Here is a 15,119-nt window from a genome sequence, read left to right as displayed (position 1 = left end):
TGCCCAGACAGCCAGGACAATGAACTCGGGCGTGAAGTGGGCATATTGCGTGCAGCGGGCAAGCGACGCATGCTCGGCCTCGCTGACGGCCGCCTCCAGCGCGCCGCCGAGGTCATCCCAACCCATGCGGAAGTCGAGTTCGCCCGGCCGCCGGAACATGCCGTTTGCAAGCTCGGACGCCCCGAACCCGGTGAAGCGGATCAGCTTGGCCTGCATGTCCCGACTTGCCGGTAGATCGTGCTTCTCGAGTTCATTGGCGGTCAGTATAGCTGCAACATTGATCCGCGCCCGTTCCTTCCAGGTCGGGGCGAGGCCACGGTCGCCGGCGTCCAGATAGAAGTTGGCGCGCTGGCCTTGTTTGGGGGTTGCCGGCGCCCTGGCCGTCGGCAGCGGCAGCGCCGAAGCAGGCGCGGGCGGCGTCGGATCGGGTTCGTCATCGTTGGCGGCGAAACCGCCGAACGCGGTGACGCCCAATCCGAGACCGGACGAAAGCGCGCTGGTGCCGAACATGTCGAGAGTGAAACGATCGTTGCTCATGCGAAAAGCTCCTGTTGAGAAGGCAAGTGCCACCGTCCTGCCGTTCGAGGGCAGTCGATAGACGCGAAGGTTGGATGGATATCGCTGCGATGCCGCGAGCGCGGTGACCACGTTTGGCCACTGACATCGGAGTCGGAGGCGTTGATTACGCGGCGACTTGCGATGGAAGGTGGCGCAGATGCACTGGCAGTTTGCCGGCGATCTCATCATTAGTCAGATCACCGAGCAGCTTGCGCCGGGACTCGCCGACAGCATTATAGATTTTGACCAGCCGGCGGCCTAGCAGATGTTCGRGGCAGGTTTCGTCGGAGTAGCCACGATAGGCGTCGGCCGTCGMGCTCCAGATATGCTCGAGACGTTCTTCCCGTGTCATGGCTCGAACTGGACGGCTCTCGCGTTCAATGATGGCAAGGCGCATCTGCTCGACCGAACCGGCATCCGAGAGATTGCAATAGCCGTGAAAATGTCGGATCGCAGCGTCGACCTGAAGTGCAAAGAAGACGCTGGTAACAGAACCCGTGAGAAACTCGCGCATCGCGAACATCGATCCGCGGATCCATAGCGGCGGCAGGATCTCGAACATGTAGTCGTGCTCGGTTTCGCCGATCTCGAACCATTCGCCGGCGTAGAGCGGGGTAGCGTCAACGTCCCAACGGTTCGGGCGCTGGGCATGGCGGTCGAACATGCGGAACATCTGCTGGCGGCTTGCGACACCCTGGAAAACTTTGCGGATCGCGGGAGAGGGGATCATTTTCTGCTCCTTCGAGTATCTGGACCGAAACGCAGCGGATCCTAACGACCTCACCGTCCTCTTCAGTCCTTCCTGACCCCTTCCAAGCCGCCGACATCGCGACCGGCCGGGTCAAGGGCCGGCTCGTCCGGGCGAAGCCTCCCTTGACGCGRCCGGCGCGAATGCGGCACGCCTCTCTCCTTTCTTTCCGTCCTTTCCTTTTCTCTGACCTTCAGGGTTTCGTTCCAATCCTCCTCAGGCGGGCGGAGACGTGTCCAGTCGCAGCCCACATCGCCGGCAAGCGCACGCAATCGTTCCGCATATATGTCGCCTTGGGAATTGGCGTCCGTCGCTGCGACGAGCTGGAGACCAGGCCGGGAGGCGAGTGCGCGAAGGGCTGCCTCGGTGGTTGGCGACCATCCACCGCCGGTGCTGAGATAAAGCGTGCCGTCGCGTGGGCCCTCGATGGCCGCGAGGCTCATTGCATCGATCGAGGCTTCAGTGACGGCCAGGCGCAACGCATTACCTGCACCGAGACGGAAAAGGACTTTGGCGCCACCGGTAGCAAAGCCACGCCATTCGGGTCCGCGTTCTTCCCACCCGGCCACGACGCCGCGTTCATCCAAATGGGCAGCCCACATGCTTCCAAACGGCCCTTCCCGAAGCACGCCCCGCGCAAGCGCCTGTCGGATGATGCTGGCGGGAATTGCCCGGTTCCAGCGAAGATAGCACCATGCCCGTGAACCTGGCTCTGGGGCTCGGCGGGCATTCCAGCGATCCGGAATTGAACTATCGGGCTTTGAATGGATCGGTGGGCAGCGCCAGATGGGTTCAGACGGCGCGAATTCGACAAGTGTGGCGACGCGTTCAATGCCTTCCGAAAAACCGGTGCCGTCGAGATGGCTCACGAGCGAGAATACATCGCCCTTGCCATCGCCGAGCGGGTCGAACCAACCACGCCCCTCATGTGTGACGATGATGATCTCACCGCCCCGGCGAAACTTCACGGCACGCCGGGTGCTTTCCCTCTGATCCACAGCAAAGCCCGAAGCCTCAAGCACCGCTTCGCATCTCACCCGGCCACGCAACTCCTCGATATCCTTCCTGTTCATATTGAACTCGATCGCACGGCGATCCTCCTCTCTTTCCTTTTCCGCACAGTTGGCGGGCACAATCCGGTCCGCCGCGAAGAGCAGAGGGGGCAAGGGCGCGGGTGGCAACTGACAGAAATTGCAGCAAAGACCTGCCAGCCGCGGCGCAGCCTCCCTTGCGGCCTCCGGCTCGCAAGCGGCAGCCGGAACGGCAAAGGCCGGCTCGATGCGCCGGCCAGGGAAAGAATTCATGCACGACCTCGAGATCGTCGCTGCCGTCGAGCTCGTCGGAGGGCAGAACGCCGTACTCTCCGTCGACTTCGAAGACGGTGACCGGAACCATGAGGTCAAGGGCCAGGCGATAAGCATGAGACTGAGCGAGGGAAAGATCGTACGACATTTGAGAGGCTCCATCCTGGAGCGGGCCAATTCCCGCTCGATGGCTCCCCAAAAGGCACGGCTTCGGGCGCGATCACCGCGGAGGCGATAGACAAAGCGGCCGCAGCTTGCTAGCGGACCCCTTGCGGGTTGATCGTGGAAGATCCGAAGACGGGCCAGGACGCCATCACAAGAGAGCGGGATTTGGCCGCTTCTGATGGAAAGAGYTCGCAAACCACCCCGTTCGCACTGATATTCGCCCCGTGGAGGAGCAGCCGTCGGCCAGAAGCGTGGGTACTAACCTAGTCGGGACTAGACATGCCTTAGATTGCACGTCATCAAGTGGATCAAATCAGCCCGATAGTTTTCGCAAGTTCGACAGCATGACGGATTGACTCCGCGCCCAACAATTCGACAGCCCTTCGCACCTCGCCGCGAATTTCGGCCTCCGACCGGCCTTCCAATGTCGCAATCTCGTTAATTGGTCTGTCATCGGATATCCATCGGAGAAAGGCGATTTTATCCGTCGAGAGTTGAGACATGCGAAAACCCAACTTTAGCGCCTCATTTGTTTGGGAATACAAGCCAAGTCCACCACTGCGCTCGCACGGTAAGGGACGAGCCGCCGTCGTGCAAATGCGCTATGAACACCCGGCTGGCGTTCGATATCGCAGTAGAAGGCGACCAGGCAACCACGCTCTTGACGCCACATTGTTCGATCCACTTTCCAGCGCCTTTCGTGGAGGCAGCCGCCGGTTCCCGGCCGTGTAGAAGAGCGCGCTGGCAGCAGAGAATCCGGCGAACAGAGCAAACATTGCGGGAGCTCCGACAGTACTGATCGTCAATCCTCCCAGCGTCGGCCCGAGGAAACTGCCCGCAGTCGAGAGCGCGTGGGCGCCGTAATAACTTCCTCGGTTTTTGTCGTTCGAAATACCGTCGACCAAGATGTATTCTGACGGAACGACCAGAATCTCGCCGACTGTGAACACCGCCATCGAAATTGCGAAACCCGCCAAACCCGAGGAACAGCCGAAACCAATCTGGCTGATCATGAACATAATGCAGCCGGCTCCAAGCGCACTGAGCGCGCCAACGCGTTCAATGAAGCGCCGAGCGACTGAATTGCCAAGCAGAACGACTGCACCATTGATCGAAACGAGATAGGCGAAGATCTCAGTCCCGCCGGYGATGTTTTGCGCGAGATAGGGAGCCAGCGTAGCCGACCATTGCCCATAGACGGCGATTAGCAGCGTGCCGCCAGCTACGAAATAGATCAGTCGCGGGTCGCGGATCGCGACCTTGATGCTGGCAACCAACGGCATCGCAATGGAAGCATGACCGTCATCGGCGTGTCCGGCCGACGGCAGAGGCAGCAGATGAAGCGCGAATGCGAGTGCGGCATAGACGGCGCCGGCAGACATGAACAAAGTGGTCGTCGCAGCACCTGCCGCAACCCCAATCATCGGTCCGATAGTCCATCCAACATTCGATGCGGTGTAGCGCCAGGAAAAATACTTAAGGCGCAGAGGTTCAGGGCAAATGTCGCTCATCAATGCGCGCGACATTGGCCCGTAAATAGAGATCGCGACTGCGGCAACAGTTTGCGCAATAAAGAACATGACCACAGTGCCGGCAAGCCCATCCCGATCGAGGCGAGCGCGATCGTTATCAGGGTCAATACCAACACGGCCTTTCTTCCGACCCTATCGGAAAGCGAACCAGCAAATGGCGCTGTGATCGCCCCCAGCAGGGGACCGACACCAAGCAAGAAACCAATCATGCCAGCACCGAGACCGAACACTTGCTGGAACTGGATCGCCAAGAAGGTCATGCTCATCGCGCGTGCAACGGTGACGACGCCCGCACCGCCGATGAGAAGCAAGACGCCGCGAGGTCTGTGTCGATGTTTGCCCATTGCTCCACCTGCTATTTCCTGCAGTTTCACCACGGTGCGGCTTCGACTAAAGTCCATGCAATGACAAGCCAGCGCGAAGCCGAAAGACCAATCAATCTGATGCAAAATCGAAAGAGACTGTCTTCATCGCTGTCGATGCTCAGGGCGGCGAAGCATCGCGATCAGCTTGAGCCCGCCCTAGGAGACCTCTGCCTGCGATATGGCCTGTCACACATGACATTTCTTGTGGCTCACATCCGCGGTCGGTCGGCGAGATACCCGTATTTCTGCACCACCTATCCCGCGGCATGGACGGACGCTTATTTCGAGAGAGACTATTTCGACGTCGACCCAGTGATCGGCGTCCTGCGCTGGGGGCATCTGCCGGTAGACTGGTCCTCTCTGGATTGGCGGCCTACGCCAGCAGACCACTTTTTCAAGGAGGCGACGCGCCACGGCATCGGCCCACACGGCTTGACGGTTCCCGTCCGAGGCCCGACGGGAGAACGCTGCCTCTTCTCGGTCACGTCCAACCGTCCCAAGCGCGATTGGTCGAGTCTCCGCGCTTCCAGCATTCATGAGCTGCACATCCTCTCCCACTATCTGCACGAAACAGTGCTCACTGTCACCGGTCTGCGTGACGCCGCCCGCTATCGGGAGCTCTCGGGGCGCGAGCGGCAATGCCTCCAGTTGCTTGCGATGGGTCGGATCTCCAAGCAGATCGCAGCTGCACTGGGTATTTCGGAAAGCGCCGTCAAATTGTACCTGAGATCGGCAAGAACCAAGCTCGGCGCCTCGACAAGCCATCAAGCCGTTGCGAAGGCGAGCTTCCTCGAGTTGATCGACCTATGAAAGCGCCGTTCGCGTCAGCCGCCTGTTCATCTCATCCCTCACCCTAGTCACCGTCAACCTGCCGATTTCGGTAGATTGCCGCGTCCTCCGCCCAAGTCCAGAGATAGCAACCTGAGGTTCTCAACCGGCGGATGCGTGTATAGCAAGCTAAATTGCCCCGCCAACGCCCGAAATGAACCGCACTATCTGCGACCGATGGAGGAGATGGTCATGGTGGACCTGGCAACGATCGAAAAATGGCGGCGCGCTCCGCGAGTGACGTCGTTCGCTCCATTCTTCGAGCGAACGGCCAGCGGGCAGGGTGGGGCGCCGGACTTGGGCGAACCCGCGCTGGACATGAGCTTGCTCGACTTCGATCTCGATGCCGCGGTGTTCGCCGACACGCACCGGCGCCTGTGGGGGACTTTCGACAGCCATTACTTTGCGAGCATTCCCTATCGCCTCGAAGAGGAATGTCGCCTGGGTGCTGCAATGCTTGCCTTTGCGTTGCGGACCTGGGCTCGGGGCACCTGCCCCACCACCATCTACACGCTCGGCACCGGCACTGGCTGCCTGACCCGCACGCTTGCCACACTTGGCGACGGTCGTATTGAAGCACTCTGCTGCAGTCCGACGGCCGCCAATCGGACAGCTTTCTATGCGAACCGCGGAAGCGAGCATGCCCACTTTTTCCACGGCCCGTTTTTCGAACTCGATGACGAGCGGTATTCAACCGACGCCGATCTTCTTGCGTTCAGGAACGGATTTGACGTGCTGTTCGAGGACACGACCTTCCAGATGTATGATCGTGACCGGAGCAAGCAATTGGAGTTTGTCGTCCCGCGTATCCGACCGGGCGGCCTTCTCGTGCAGGTGCAGAAGCTTGCGCAACAGAACCCTGACATCTACGAGCAACGTGAGCGCCAGAAAGATGAGCAGTTCAAGTCGCGGTTCTTTTCGCCGCGCCATATCTCTGAGAAGAAGGACGAGGTACTCGCCACGATGACGAACCTTCAGGTCGATCTGGAAACGACGGTGTCGGCTCTCAGGGGCTTTTTCCGCTATTCCGTCGTAACGTGGAACAGCGGCAACTTCTACACGATCGTGTCATCCAATTCGCGGGCATCCGTGCTTGAACTCGTTTCGCTGATGCTCAAGCCGGCGATCCCTCCGGGCTATTGCTACGAGCCGTTGCCGGCGGCGATCGTCGACACCGATGCGGAGCCGCTCGGGTTGGATCTTGCGTGGCGGCGGGCGAATACCATGGCGCTGCTTGCGCCACGGCTTCTCAAGGCATCGTGAAATGTCGGGAAGTCCTGCGGTCGAAACACGGGAATATTGCAGCGCGGCTGATGTCAAACAGGCGCTCTCCACCCTGATTCCCGATCTTTCCCGGTACTGGGAGCGGCCACTTCATGCCTATGCGTCGGTGGCCTACGATGCCGATCCCTTTCGCTCCGATTGCGCGGAGCGCAACCATGCTATGGATCGCCTCCGCAGTTGCGTCGAACGAGCAGCACTCAGGGCGGGTTTCGAAGCGGAGGATGCTCGAAATGCCGGCCTTCAAATCCTGGCGGTGCCGGTTCTCCAGACAGGGCCGCACTGCCTGCTGCTGATCGAGCCAGACGCGTTCTACACACATCTTTTCAGCTTGCTTGGCCTGAAAGCCCAGGCTCGGAAATGGCATATCAGCTATTTTGTTTCGACGACAACATTCATGGAGTCGGCAAAGAAGGGACCCGGCTGGCTTCGGCTTGAAGATGAACCGCTGAACCTGTTCGGCCTGCCCAGGAGCCGAATGGATGGTCGCAGCATCTGCTGTCATAATGGTCCCTATCGCTTTTCGCTCACCAACCCGAAAGGCGAAGTGGCGCCCAATGCCTCGGCCGCGCGGCTCCTTTCGGATTTGCCCAACGATGAGTTCGCTTCCGCCGCTGAAGCGATCAAGGCGGCCAATCAAAGCCTTTGGCGCAGCAAAATCGCCTCACCAGTGAATCTGCTGCAGCTCGACGACTTCGATATTGCCGACTTGGTCGCCGACCATCTCGAGGATGCACAATCATGGTTGTCGACCCATTTCGTCGGAGACGGCACGGTTGCCAACTGCATCCTGAATGCGATCGATGACCTCAACGACGGGCCGTGGAATGGCTGGATTCGAAGGACCACCGATCTCTTCTGGCGCGTGGAAAACGATAGAGTTGTGCCGCTGCGACTGCAAGATAACGTCCTCCGGTCGTGCGGATCATCACGCTTTCAAGCGGAGTACCGCTCCGACAGCCTTGCGAGGGCACTTCGTGCGCGTGCAATCCTCCCCAACCTGTTCACAGCATTCCTTGTCATGTCGATCTTGCCTGGGACGAGAGTTCTCGGCGGATGTCGGCAGACGATCTACTATCCCTTGATGCGCTATCTGAGTTCAATAGCCATTGAGCGATCGGGTGATCTCGGTCTTCTGCAGGCGCTTCAGAAAGATCGCCAACCGGGACTATGGGGGCATCGCGTCTTGAGGCCGGCCAACGGCGACCCGTTTCACGAGCTTGAAGTGGCCGGAGGGATCTCACCCCTCCTATCAAAATACGCGCAACTGTGGCTCACCGAGTCGAGCGGCGATCTCGCAAGCTTTACCCAGGATCCGATCTGGGCCAGCCTTTCAGACCATCTCCGCTCCGGCACGATCACCAGAGAGTCCGAGGAATGGCGGTGGTCAGGATTTTGACCGGTGCCCAAAAACACATCCGGGAACGGCCAGTGGTTAAGACCTCCCATGGGTCTGAGCACGATACGGCGATGTGACTGTGTCCGCCTATTTGCCTCAGATGCAGCGAACCTGCCTACGGGAGAAGTGGGCGGCGGCGGGATCAGCAAGAGGCAAACGCTCGCGAAGCGATTACATGGGCGTTGTCTCAAATCCCGCCCATGCAGAGATATTTCATCTCCAGATAATCTTCGAGGCCGTGGCGCGAGCCCTCGCGGCCGATGCCGGATTGCTTCATGCCGCCGAACGGTGCCGCCTCCGATGACATCCGGCCGGTATTGATGCCGACCATGCCATATTCGAGCGCTTCGGCCACCCGCCAGACATGCTTCAGGTTCGAAGAATAGAAATAGGCGGCGAGGCCGTAGATCGTGTCATTGGCCTCGCGCACCACCTGGTCGCCATCCTCGAAACGGATGATCGGCGCCAGCGGCCCGAACGTCTCCTCCTGGGCAGCACGCATTGCATGCGTGATGCCGGTGATCACGGTCGGTTCGAAGAAGGTGCCGGCGCAATCGATGCGGCTGCCGCCGCAGCGGACCTCGCCGCCCTTCTCCTTGGCATCGGCGATGTGGGCTTCGATCTTGGCGATGGCGTGATGATCGATCATCGGGCGGATGGTGATACCCGGCGCAAAGCCGTCGCCCACCTTCAGCTCGGCCACGCGCGCCACGAACTTTTCGGCGAATTCATCATGGGCGGCGGACTGCACAAAGATGCGGTTGGCGGACACACAGGTCTGGCCGGCATTGCGGAATTTCGCCTGGATGGCGCCATCGACGGCTTCGTCGATATCGGCATCGTCGAAGACGATGAACGGCGCATTGCCGCCAAGCTCCAGCGCCACCTTCTTGATCTGGTCGGAACATTGCCGCATCAGCAGTCGGCCGACTTCGGTCGAGCCGGTAAAGCTGATCTTGCGGACTTTCAGATTGCTGCAGAGTTCGCGGCCGACAGCCGCCCCTTCCGACGCATAGATCAGGTTGAGCACGCCTTCGGGAAAGCCCGCCTGCGCGGCCAGGGTGAACATCGCGCCTGCGACGAGCGGAGTCTGCTCGGCAGGCTTCAGCACGATAGCACAGCCGGCAGCGAGCGCCGGCGAGACTTTTCGGGCCACCATCGAGGCCGGAAAATTCCACGGCGTGATCGTGCCGACAAGCCCGACCGGCTGCTTGATCACCAGCATGCGCCGGTCGTTGGACGGTGCCGAGATCGTCTCGCCATAGATGCGGTTGGCTTCTTCGGCATACCATTGCACATAGGCGGCGGCATGCGACACTTCCGACTTGGCTTCGGCGAGCGGCTTGCCCATTTCGGCGGTGAGGATGGCTGCGAGGTCGTCGGTATGCGCTACGATCAACTGATGCCAGCGGCGCATGACCGCGCTTCTGTCTTTGGCGGGCAGGGCGGCCCATGCGGCCTGGCCCTCCGCGGCACGATCGATCGCCTGGCTGGTCTCGGGTATACCCATGTCCGGCAGTGTCGCCAGCAGTTCGCCGGTCGAGGGATTGAAGACCTCGAATGTCGGGCCAGACCATTTGGCATGGAAAAGGGCGATCTTGTCGAGATCGGCGAACAGCTTCTTATCGGTAATATGCCGGGTCATGGCTGGTGAGAGGGGCAAAACAGTCTCCCTTGGAAAGGCCAGCCAAGCTTAACGCACACCTGCCTCTTCCGTCTGTCGTCGCAGTCGGTGTCGCCGGGCAGGGGCCGCTAGATAGCGCCCAGCCGGTGGGGCGTCAATCAACTACGCGACGCACTCGGGCGAGATGACGCAAAGCGCTCCGCTATGTGTGGCGACTTTTCCACGACGACCTTGGGGCCGCCGTTGAGACGATCGGACATCATCATTTCGTATCGCTGACAGTCTTCGGGAGATGCGGTCTTTTTTTGAGCGGCGACTGTTGTGGCAACTCAGACGAATCGGATTTCGACGTCATCACTTTGGATGCCGGAAGCGAACGCCAACCCCACCACCGTTCTCCGGGATGAACTCAATTCCAGCCTCCACGAACGCACTTGAAATGCGCTCAAGTGTGCCTTCACGCAAATCCTCTCCGCGTTCGAGGCGGACTATTGTTTGCGTTGAAACCTTTGCTGCCGTGGCAAGGTCGATTACCCCCCAACCCAATGCGGTACGGGCCATTTTGCACTGGATCGCCTTCATATCACCATACAATGGTGATTTCGGTTGCATTTCATATATCGTTCCTATAGGTTACGCTCGTAAACGGCCGGATGACGTGTTGGAGCACGATATCCGGCCTGACCAAAACCAAGCTGTTTGGGAGCTCGGATCATGGCTGATTCTGAGAATAGCAGAACTTTGCCTGCAATCACGCAAAGAAACCTGCTGCCGATCACCGGGCGTTTTCTGAAAAAGCTGACGGCAGCGCGAGACCATACCACCCATGCGGCCGAAGCACTCACCAGATGGGAAGCTTGGTGGTGCGCACATCGTGAGAGTGCCCGACTCAGCAGTTTGCTGCAGCCGTTAGAGGCTAAGCTATTCCGAACAGTCAGCAGCCCCAGTGTGGAAATTCGCGTGCCGAAGCGAACCGCCCCCATCATGGCTGCAAGTTCGGATGAGATCGACCGCTGGCTTGAGGGCGAGGAATTCGCCGAGATGCGCATACGCGCCAAGGCGGAGCTCGCGAGCCGCCGGCGCGAATGGGAAGCAGCAGATATCGACGTCGGATATAGCCGTGCCAAAGAGGCGGAAGATATCGCCTCTGCCACGGAACACCGGCTCGCGGACGACCTCTTGGCCATAACCGCAGGATCGGTTGTATCTGCAACAGCCAAGCTGCACTGCATTATCGAGCAAGGAGAACCCAAGCCCAACAGCGACGAGTTCCCATGGCCTCAAGTCCGGTCCGTGCTGGCCGATCTCATGATGACAACTGCTCCCGGCATACTTTCCTCGAAGAATCCTTGAAGGAGACCTTAATTTTCGGCGTATTCGGCCGCCGTCGTGAAAAGGGCCTTCCTTGCCGGAGGGCGTCTCAGACACGGCGGGTCGTTAATCGAGATTCCGCCAAGAGCTACGCGGAATACAGGCACTTCATAGGTGAGTTCTCACTCACCCGATCCTGAGTGCCTTACTACAAAGCATACAACGCAAAACGGCAGTGAAGCCTGACCTTCGAAGCGAAACGATCGCTTCGCGGGGACGGGAGCGTGCGCGGTGAGGACATCCCTTTGCCGAAACGGGTTTCGCTGCAAAACAAAGGAGGGAACACCGTAATGCCAATATCGCATAAATTCCGCTCGCTCATGCTCGCAGCGACCATCACCGCGGCGGCGACGATCGCGCCATTCGATGCCGCTGCCATGGCAGAGGAACTGCGCGTCGGAACTCAACTCAAGTTGATGACGCTTGATCCGCAGTATGCCGATCTCAACGAAAACACGTCGCTGCTCTCCCATATCTATGAGCGTCTCGTCTATCAGGACGAGCACCTGGATCCTAAGCCTTGCCTTGCCGTTTCGTGGAAGCGCCTTTCGGAAACGCGCTGGGAATTCAAGCTCCGGCAAGGGGTCCGTTTTCATGACGGATCTCCGTTCAAGGCCGAGGACGTCATCTATTCAATCGCCCGCGTCCGGGATTTTCTCAAATCCCCCAGTGGCGGTTTTCAGTCCTATACGAAGCAGATCAAATCGGTCACAGCGACTGACCCTCTTACCGTCGTCATTGAAACGAAGAGCGATGTTCCGACACTCCCGCTTTCGCTCTCGTCCATCTTCATCATGCCACATAAGGCGAAGGGCTTCGTCACGACCGATGAGCTCAATTCGGGTGTGCCGCCCGTCGGCACCGGCCCTTACAAATTCCAGAGCTGGCAATCGGGAGAAGTCCTCAAGCTTGTCAGAAATAATGCCTATTGGGGAGGAACGCCTGCCTGGTCGAATGTTACCTTCCGGGTCATCGAAAGTCCTGCCGCCCGCGTTGCCGCTTTGACGACCGGTGATGTCGATATTGCAGACTATATTCCGGCGCGTGACGTAGCAGAGCTTGAGAAAGGCGGCGTAAAGATCGAAAGCACCAGCGCCGCCCGGTCGAACTTCTTGCAATTTGATGTGAGCAGGGCCGAGGCGCCGGGCGTGACCGACAAATCCGGCAATCCGATCCAAAATCCATTCCGTGACAAGCGGGTGCGTCAAGCTCTGACCATGGCGACCGACAGAGCGTTCCTATCCGAGAAGATCCTTCTCGGATACGGAACCGCGGCAGCACAGCTTTTCCCAACCGGTTTGTCCGGAACATCGACGAACCTCAAAGTCCAGGCGCCGAACTACGATGGCGCAAAAGCGCTTCTGGCCGAGGCAGGTTTTCCGGATGGCTTCAATGTCGTGCTTGCTGGCCCCACCGGGCGTTATCCGGGCGACGGCGAGTCGTTGCAAGCCATCGCGCAAAACTGGGCCCGGATCGGTGTGACCGTTCAACCCGTCGTCGCGCCATTCTCGGTTTTTGCGACGCAACGGTCGAACGGTGCCTATCCGGTCTGGTACGGCGGCTGCTCTGGCGAAGCCGTCACACTTTGCCTGGACAGCGTTCTTGCCTCGCCGAACACCGAGCTTGGAACGGGTTCGCTGAACTACGGCAAGTACCAGAATACAGCGTTTGACGAAATGCTCGCGAGGGCAAAGGTGCTCGAGGACGGTCCAAAGCGCAACGATGCCCTTGCCCAAGCGACGGAATTCGTCATGGCGGATTACCCCATCATCCCGCTCTATCATTTTCACCTGATCGTCGGATACCGCGAGAAGGTGCGCACATACACCGTGCACCCGCGCGGCTGGACCACGGCGATGCAGGCCGTTCCGTCGGGGGAATAAGTTCAATGATCATGATGAACGCTGTCGCGGGAAGGCTTTTACAAGCATTCCTCCTCCTCCTTGTCATGTCGCTCATCGGCTTCATTGGCATCCACACCGTGGGCAATCCCGTCTACAACATCGTCAACATCGAAACCGCCACCACTGAGGACATCCGCAAGGCGACGATCGCGCTCGGATTGGATCTGCCGCTCTGGCGGCAATACCTGCTCTTCATCGGCAACGTCGGCACCGGTAACTTCGGAACGTCATACATCTATCACCTGCCAGCCTTCGGCCTGGTGATGAGCAAGTTGCCCGCCACGTTGGAACTCGCCTCAATCGCTATGGTGTTCGCGGCCTCTGGCGGAACCTTGCTCGGTTTGCTTGCCGGCCGCCGGCAGGGAGCTTCGGTGGATCGCACCATCCTCTCCGGAAGCGTATTTGCACTGAGCATTCCGTCGTTCTGGTTGAGCATGATGCTTATCCTGCTCGGCGCCATCGTGACCGGCTGGTTTCCATCGGGCGGGCGGGGATCGACGGTCTCGCTGCTCGGCCAGGAATGGAGTTTCCTGACGCTAGATGGACTGAGGCACCTGACACTCCCTGGATTGGCCCTTGCGATTCCCAACGTTGCCCTGATCGCGCGGCTCGCACGATCTGGGACGATCGAGGTGGAGAGCCAAGATTTCATCCGGTTTTGTCGGGCCAAGGGTCTCTCATCAAAGAGGATTTTGTTCCGGCATACCTTGCCGAACATCAGCGTCCCCATCGTAACCATTGTTGGCATGCAGTTCGGCGGCATGCTCGCCTTCGCGGTGGTGGTGGAGACGATTTTCGCCTGGCCGGGCGTCGGCAAACTGCTGATCGACTCCATTCAGCTTCTGGATCGTCCCGTACTGATGGCGACTTTGACTTTCGTCTCCGTCGCCTTCGTTGCGCTGAACGCAATCGTCGATCTCTTCTACGCTGTGCTCGACCCGCGCGTGCGCCTATCCGCATGAAAGGAGGGACCTCATGAAAGCCGAAACAATCCGCGCGCTTTGGAAGCGCCCCCGGCGACACCGCGTCAGCCTGTCCACAATCGTGCTTGCCAGCTACATCCTTCTGGCGCTCACGGCATCGATCATCGCACCGCAAAATCCCTACGATCCGTTGCAGATCTACGGATGGGAAGCCTCATCACCTCCGGGGGTGGCGGGAAGCGGGGGCTACATATATCTGCTCGGGACGGACGGTCTCGGACGAGACATCATGAGCACCATTCTCTACGGTCTGCGGATCAGCCTGATCGTCGCCGTCACCAGCACCGCAATCGCGGCGCTGATCGGCCTCGCCGCAGGTGTCAGTGCGGCGTATTTCGGCAAGTGGGTCGATGCCGTCATCATGCGCATCGTCGATCTCCAGCTCAGTCTTCCGACAATCTTGGTGGCCCTTATCGCGATCGTCACGCTCGGACCGGGGATAGATCGCATCATTCTGGCGATCATCATCGTGCAATGGGCAATCTATGCCAGGCTCGCACGCGGGATCGCCCTGAGCGAAATCAGCAAACCCTATCTGGACGCCGCACGCTTACTGCGGCTGCCGACCCGACGGATCATCTTTCAGCACCTGCTTCCCAACAGCATCGCACCGGCCATCACCTTGATTCCGATCGAACTCGGACACGCCGTGGCCCTTGAAGCAACGCTGTCGTTCCTCGGACTGGGCGTTCCAATCGACAAACCCTCGCTCGGTTCCACCGTCGCGAACGGGTTTCAATACCTTATGACCGGCCAATACTGGATCAGCCTGTTTCCGGGCCTCGCACTGTTTGGCCTCATCGCAAGCATCAACTTCGTCGGCGAAGATATCCGACGCCGTCTCGATCCAAGGAGCCGTTCGATATGAGACCCGAGAGCACCCAAGACCCCCTTCTGGTGGTCAGCAATCTCACACTCAAATATCGCGCTGCGACCGGTTCAACGACAATCCTCAGCGATGTCAACCTCAGCCTCCGCCGCCGAGAAATCCTTGGTCTGATCGGTGAATCCGGCGCCGGAAAGTCCACGCTCGGCAACGCGATTCTCGGGTTTCTGC

At 59.5% G+C, this 15,119-nt stretch carries 15 protein-coding genes and 1 pseudogene; 9 read left to right on the top strand and 7 right to left on the bottom strand.

Annotation, left to right across the window (positions count from 1 at the left end; translation table 11 throughout):
• From AC1D06_RS38310 to AC1D06_RS38300, 3 genes and pseudogenes are all read right to left on the bottom strand, one after another.
• Positions 1 to 537 (bottom strand): annotated as a pseudogene (locus tag AC1D06_RS38310) (lactate dehydrogenase); the annotation flags it as partial.
• Between the two features lie 145 nt (positions 538 to 682).
• Positions 683 to 1,288: a DUF1419 domain-containing protein gene (locus tag AC1D06_RS38305; RefSeq protein ID WP_477990818.1), complete on the bottom strand. Its 606-nt coding sequence runs from the start codon at positions 1,286 to 1,288 to the stop codon at positions 683 to 685.
• A 62-nt stretch (positions 1,289 to 1,350) separates the two neighbouring features.
• On the bottom strand, positions 1,351 to 2,379 hold the full coding sequence (locus tag AC1D06_RS38300) for a DUF3991 and toprim domain-containing protein (RefSeq protein WP_477990817.1): 1,029 nt from the start codon (positions 2,377 to 2,379) through the stop codon (positions 1,351 to 1,353).
• A gap of 229 nt (positions 2,380 to 2,608) precedes the next feature.
• Here AC1D06_RS38300 and AC1D06_RS38295 point away from each other — a divergent pair, with 229 nt between their 5' ends.
• Entirely contained in the window at positions 2,609 to 2,848 is a 240-nt protein-coding gene (locus AC1D06_RS38295) for a hypothetical protein (protein ID WP_477990821.1), read from the top strand.
• Between the two features lie 529 nt (positions 2,849 to 3,377).
• Here the strand turns inward: AC1D06_RS38295 and AC1D06_RS38290 are convergent.
• On the bottom strand, positions 3,378 to 4,355 hold the full coding sequence (locus AC1D06_RS38290) for an MFS transporter (protein ID WP_477990816.1): 978 nt from the start codon (positions 4,353 to 4,355) through the stop codon (positions 3,378 to 3,380).
• Positions 4,286 to 4,567: an MFS transporter gene (locus AC1D06_RS38285; protein WP_477990815.1), complete on the bottom strand. Its 282-nt coding sequence runs from the start codon at positions 4,565 to 4,567 to the stop codon at positions 4,286 to 4,288. The genes AC1D06_RS38290 and AC1D06_RS38285 overlap by 70 nt, the downstream gene beginning before the upstream one ends.
• Between AC1D06_RS38285 and AC1D06_RS38280 the strand changes: the two genes are divergently transcribed.
• The 3 genes from AC1D06_RS38280 (at position 4,538) to AC1D06_RS38270 (ending at position 8,180) form a co-directional block, all read left to right on the top strand.
• Entirely contained in the window at positions 4,538 to 5,482 is a 945-nt protein-coding gene (locus AC1D06_RS38280) for a helix-turn-helix transcriptional regulator (protein WP_477990814.1), read from the top strand. The genes AC1D06_RS38285 and AC1D06_RS38280 overlap by 30 nt on opposite strands.
• Before the next feature lie 210 nt (positions 5,483 to 5,692).
• A complete protein-coding gene (locus tag AC1D06_RS38275) occupies positions 5,693 to 6,763 on the top strand; it encodes a class I SAM-dependent methyltransferase (RefSeq protein WP_477990813.1) in 1,071 nt (356 codons plus the stop codon).
• Between the two features lie 181 nt (positions 6,764 to 6,944).
• Positions 6,945 to 8,180, top strand: a complete 1,236-nt coding sequence (locus AC1D06_RS38270) for a hypothetical protein (protein ID WP_477990820.1) — start codon at positions 6,945 to 6,947, stop codon at positions 8,178 to 8,180.
• Positions 8,181 to 8,367: 187 nt separating this feature from the next.
• On the opposite strand, the gene AC1D06_RS38265 is transcribed toward AC1D06_RS38270, so the two are convergent.
• Positions 8,368 to 9,825 carry an NAD-dependent succinate-semialdehyde dehydrogenase gene (locus AC1D06_RS38265; protein WP_477990819.1) on the bottom strand — a complete coding sequence of 486 codons (1,458 nt, stop codon included), beginning with the start codon at positions 9,823 to 9,825 and terminating at the stop codon, positions 8,368 to 8,370.
• A 333-nt stretch (positions 9,826 to 10,158) separates the two neighbouring features.
• Positions 10,159 to 10,386, bottom strand: coding sequence for a helix-turn-helix domain-containing protein (locus tag AC1D06_RS38260; RefSeq protein WP_477877403.1), 228 nt, complete (start codon positions 10,384 to 10,386; stop codon positions 10,159 to 10,161).
• Positions 10,387 to 10,518: 132 nt separating this feature from the next.
• Between AC1D06_RS38260 and AC1D06_RS38255 the strand changes: the two genes are divergently transcribed.
• From AC1D06_RS38255 to AC1D06_RS38235, 5 genes are all read left to right on the top strand, one after another.
• Positions 10,519 to 11,157 (top strand): hypothetical protein, encoded by a 639-nt coding sequence (locus AC1D06_RS38255; protein WP_477877375.1) that lies wholly within the window; start codon positions 10,519 to 10,521, stop codon positions 11,155 to 11,157.
• Between the two features lie 308 nt (positions 11,158 to 11,465).
• Positions 11,466 to 13,058 carry an ABC transporter substrate-binding protein gene (locus AC1D06_RS38250; protein WP_477877404.1) on the top strand — a complete coding sequence of 531 codons (1,593 nt, stop codon included), beginning with the start codon at positions 11,466 to 11,468 and terminating at the stop codon, positions 13,056 to 13,058.
• A gap of 5 nt (positions 13,059 to 13,063) precedes the next feature.
• The gene (locus AC1D06_RS38245; RefSeq protein ID WP_477990812.1) at positions 13,064 to 14,041 is read left to right on the top strand and encodes an ABC transporter permease; all 978 of its coding nucleotides are present in this window, start codon (positions 13,064 to 13,066) and stop codon (positions 14,039 to 14,041) included.
• A 13-nt stretch (positions 14,042 to 14,054) separates the two neighbouring features.
• Positions 14,055 to 14,930: an ABC transporter permease gene (locus tag AC1D06_RS38240; RefSeq protein WP_477877377.1), complete on the top strand. Its 876-nt coding sequence runs from the start codon at positions 14,055 to 14,057 to the stop codon at positions 14,928 to 14,930.
• On the top strand, positions 14,927 to 15,119 hold a 193-nt coding region (locus tag AC1D06_RS38235), incomplete at its 3' end, for an ATP-binding cassette domain-containing protein (protein ID WP_477990811.1). The genes AC1D06_RS38240 and AC1D06_RS38235, both read left to right, overlap by 4 nt.

It is taken from the genome of Rhizobium sp. P2_G2, from assembly GCF_056403555.1.
This window is presented reverse-complemented; position numbering and strand designations above follow the sequence as displayed.

Excerpts from the sequence above, each read along its gene's own strand:
- AC1D06_RS38270 (WP_477990820.1), top strand. The coding sequence starts at position 6,945 with ATGGATCGCCTCCGCAGTTGCGTCGAACGAGCAGCACTCAGGGCGGGT.
- AC1D06_RS38260 (WP_477877403.1), bottom strand. The coding sequence starts at position 10,386 with ATGAAGGCGATCCAGTGCAAAATGGCCCGTACCGCATTGGGTTGGGGG.
- AC1D06_RS38245 (WP_477990812.1), top strand. The coding sequence starts at position 13,064 with ATGATCATGATGAACGCTGTCGCGGGAAGGCTTTTACAAGCATTCCTC.
- AC1D06_RS38240 (WP_477877377.1), top strand. The coding sequence starts at position 14,055 with ATGAAAGCCGAAACAATCCGCGCGCTTTGGAAGCGCCCCCGGCGACAC.
- AC1D06_RS38295 (WP_477990821.1), top strand. The coding sequence starts at position 2,609 with ATGCACGACCTCGAGATCGTCGCTGCCGTCGAGCTCGTCGGAGGGCAG.
- AC1D06_RS38250 (WP_477877404.1), top strand. The coding sequence starts at position 11,466 with ATGCCAATATCGCATAAATTCCGCTCGCTCATGCTCGCAGCGACCATC.
- AC1D06_RS38265 (WP_477990819.1), bottom strand. The coding sequence starts at position 9,825 with ATGACCCGGCATATTACCGATAAGAAGCTGTTCGCCGATCTCGACAAG.
- AC1D06_RS38255 (WP_477877375.1), top strand. The coding sequence starts at position 10,519 with ATGGCTGATTCTGAGAATAGCAGAACTTTGCCTGCAATCACGCAAAGA.
- AC1D06_RS38285 (WP_477990815.1), bottom strand. The coding sequence starts at position 4,567 with ATGACCTTCTTGGCGATCCAGTTCCAGCAAGTGTTCGGTCTCGGTGCT.
- AC1D06_RS38275 (WP_477990813.1), top strand. The coding sequence starts at position 5,693 with ATGGTGGACCTGGCAACGATCGAAAAATGGCGGCGCGCTCCGCGAGTG.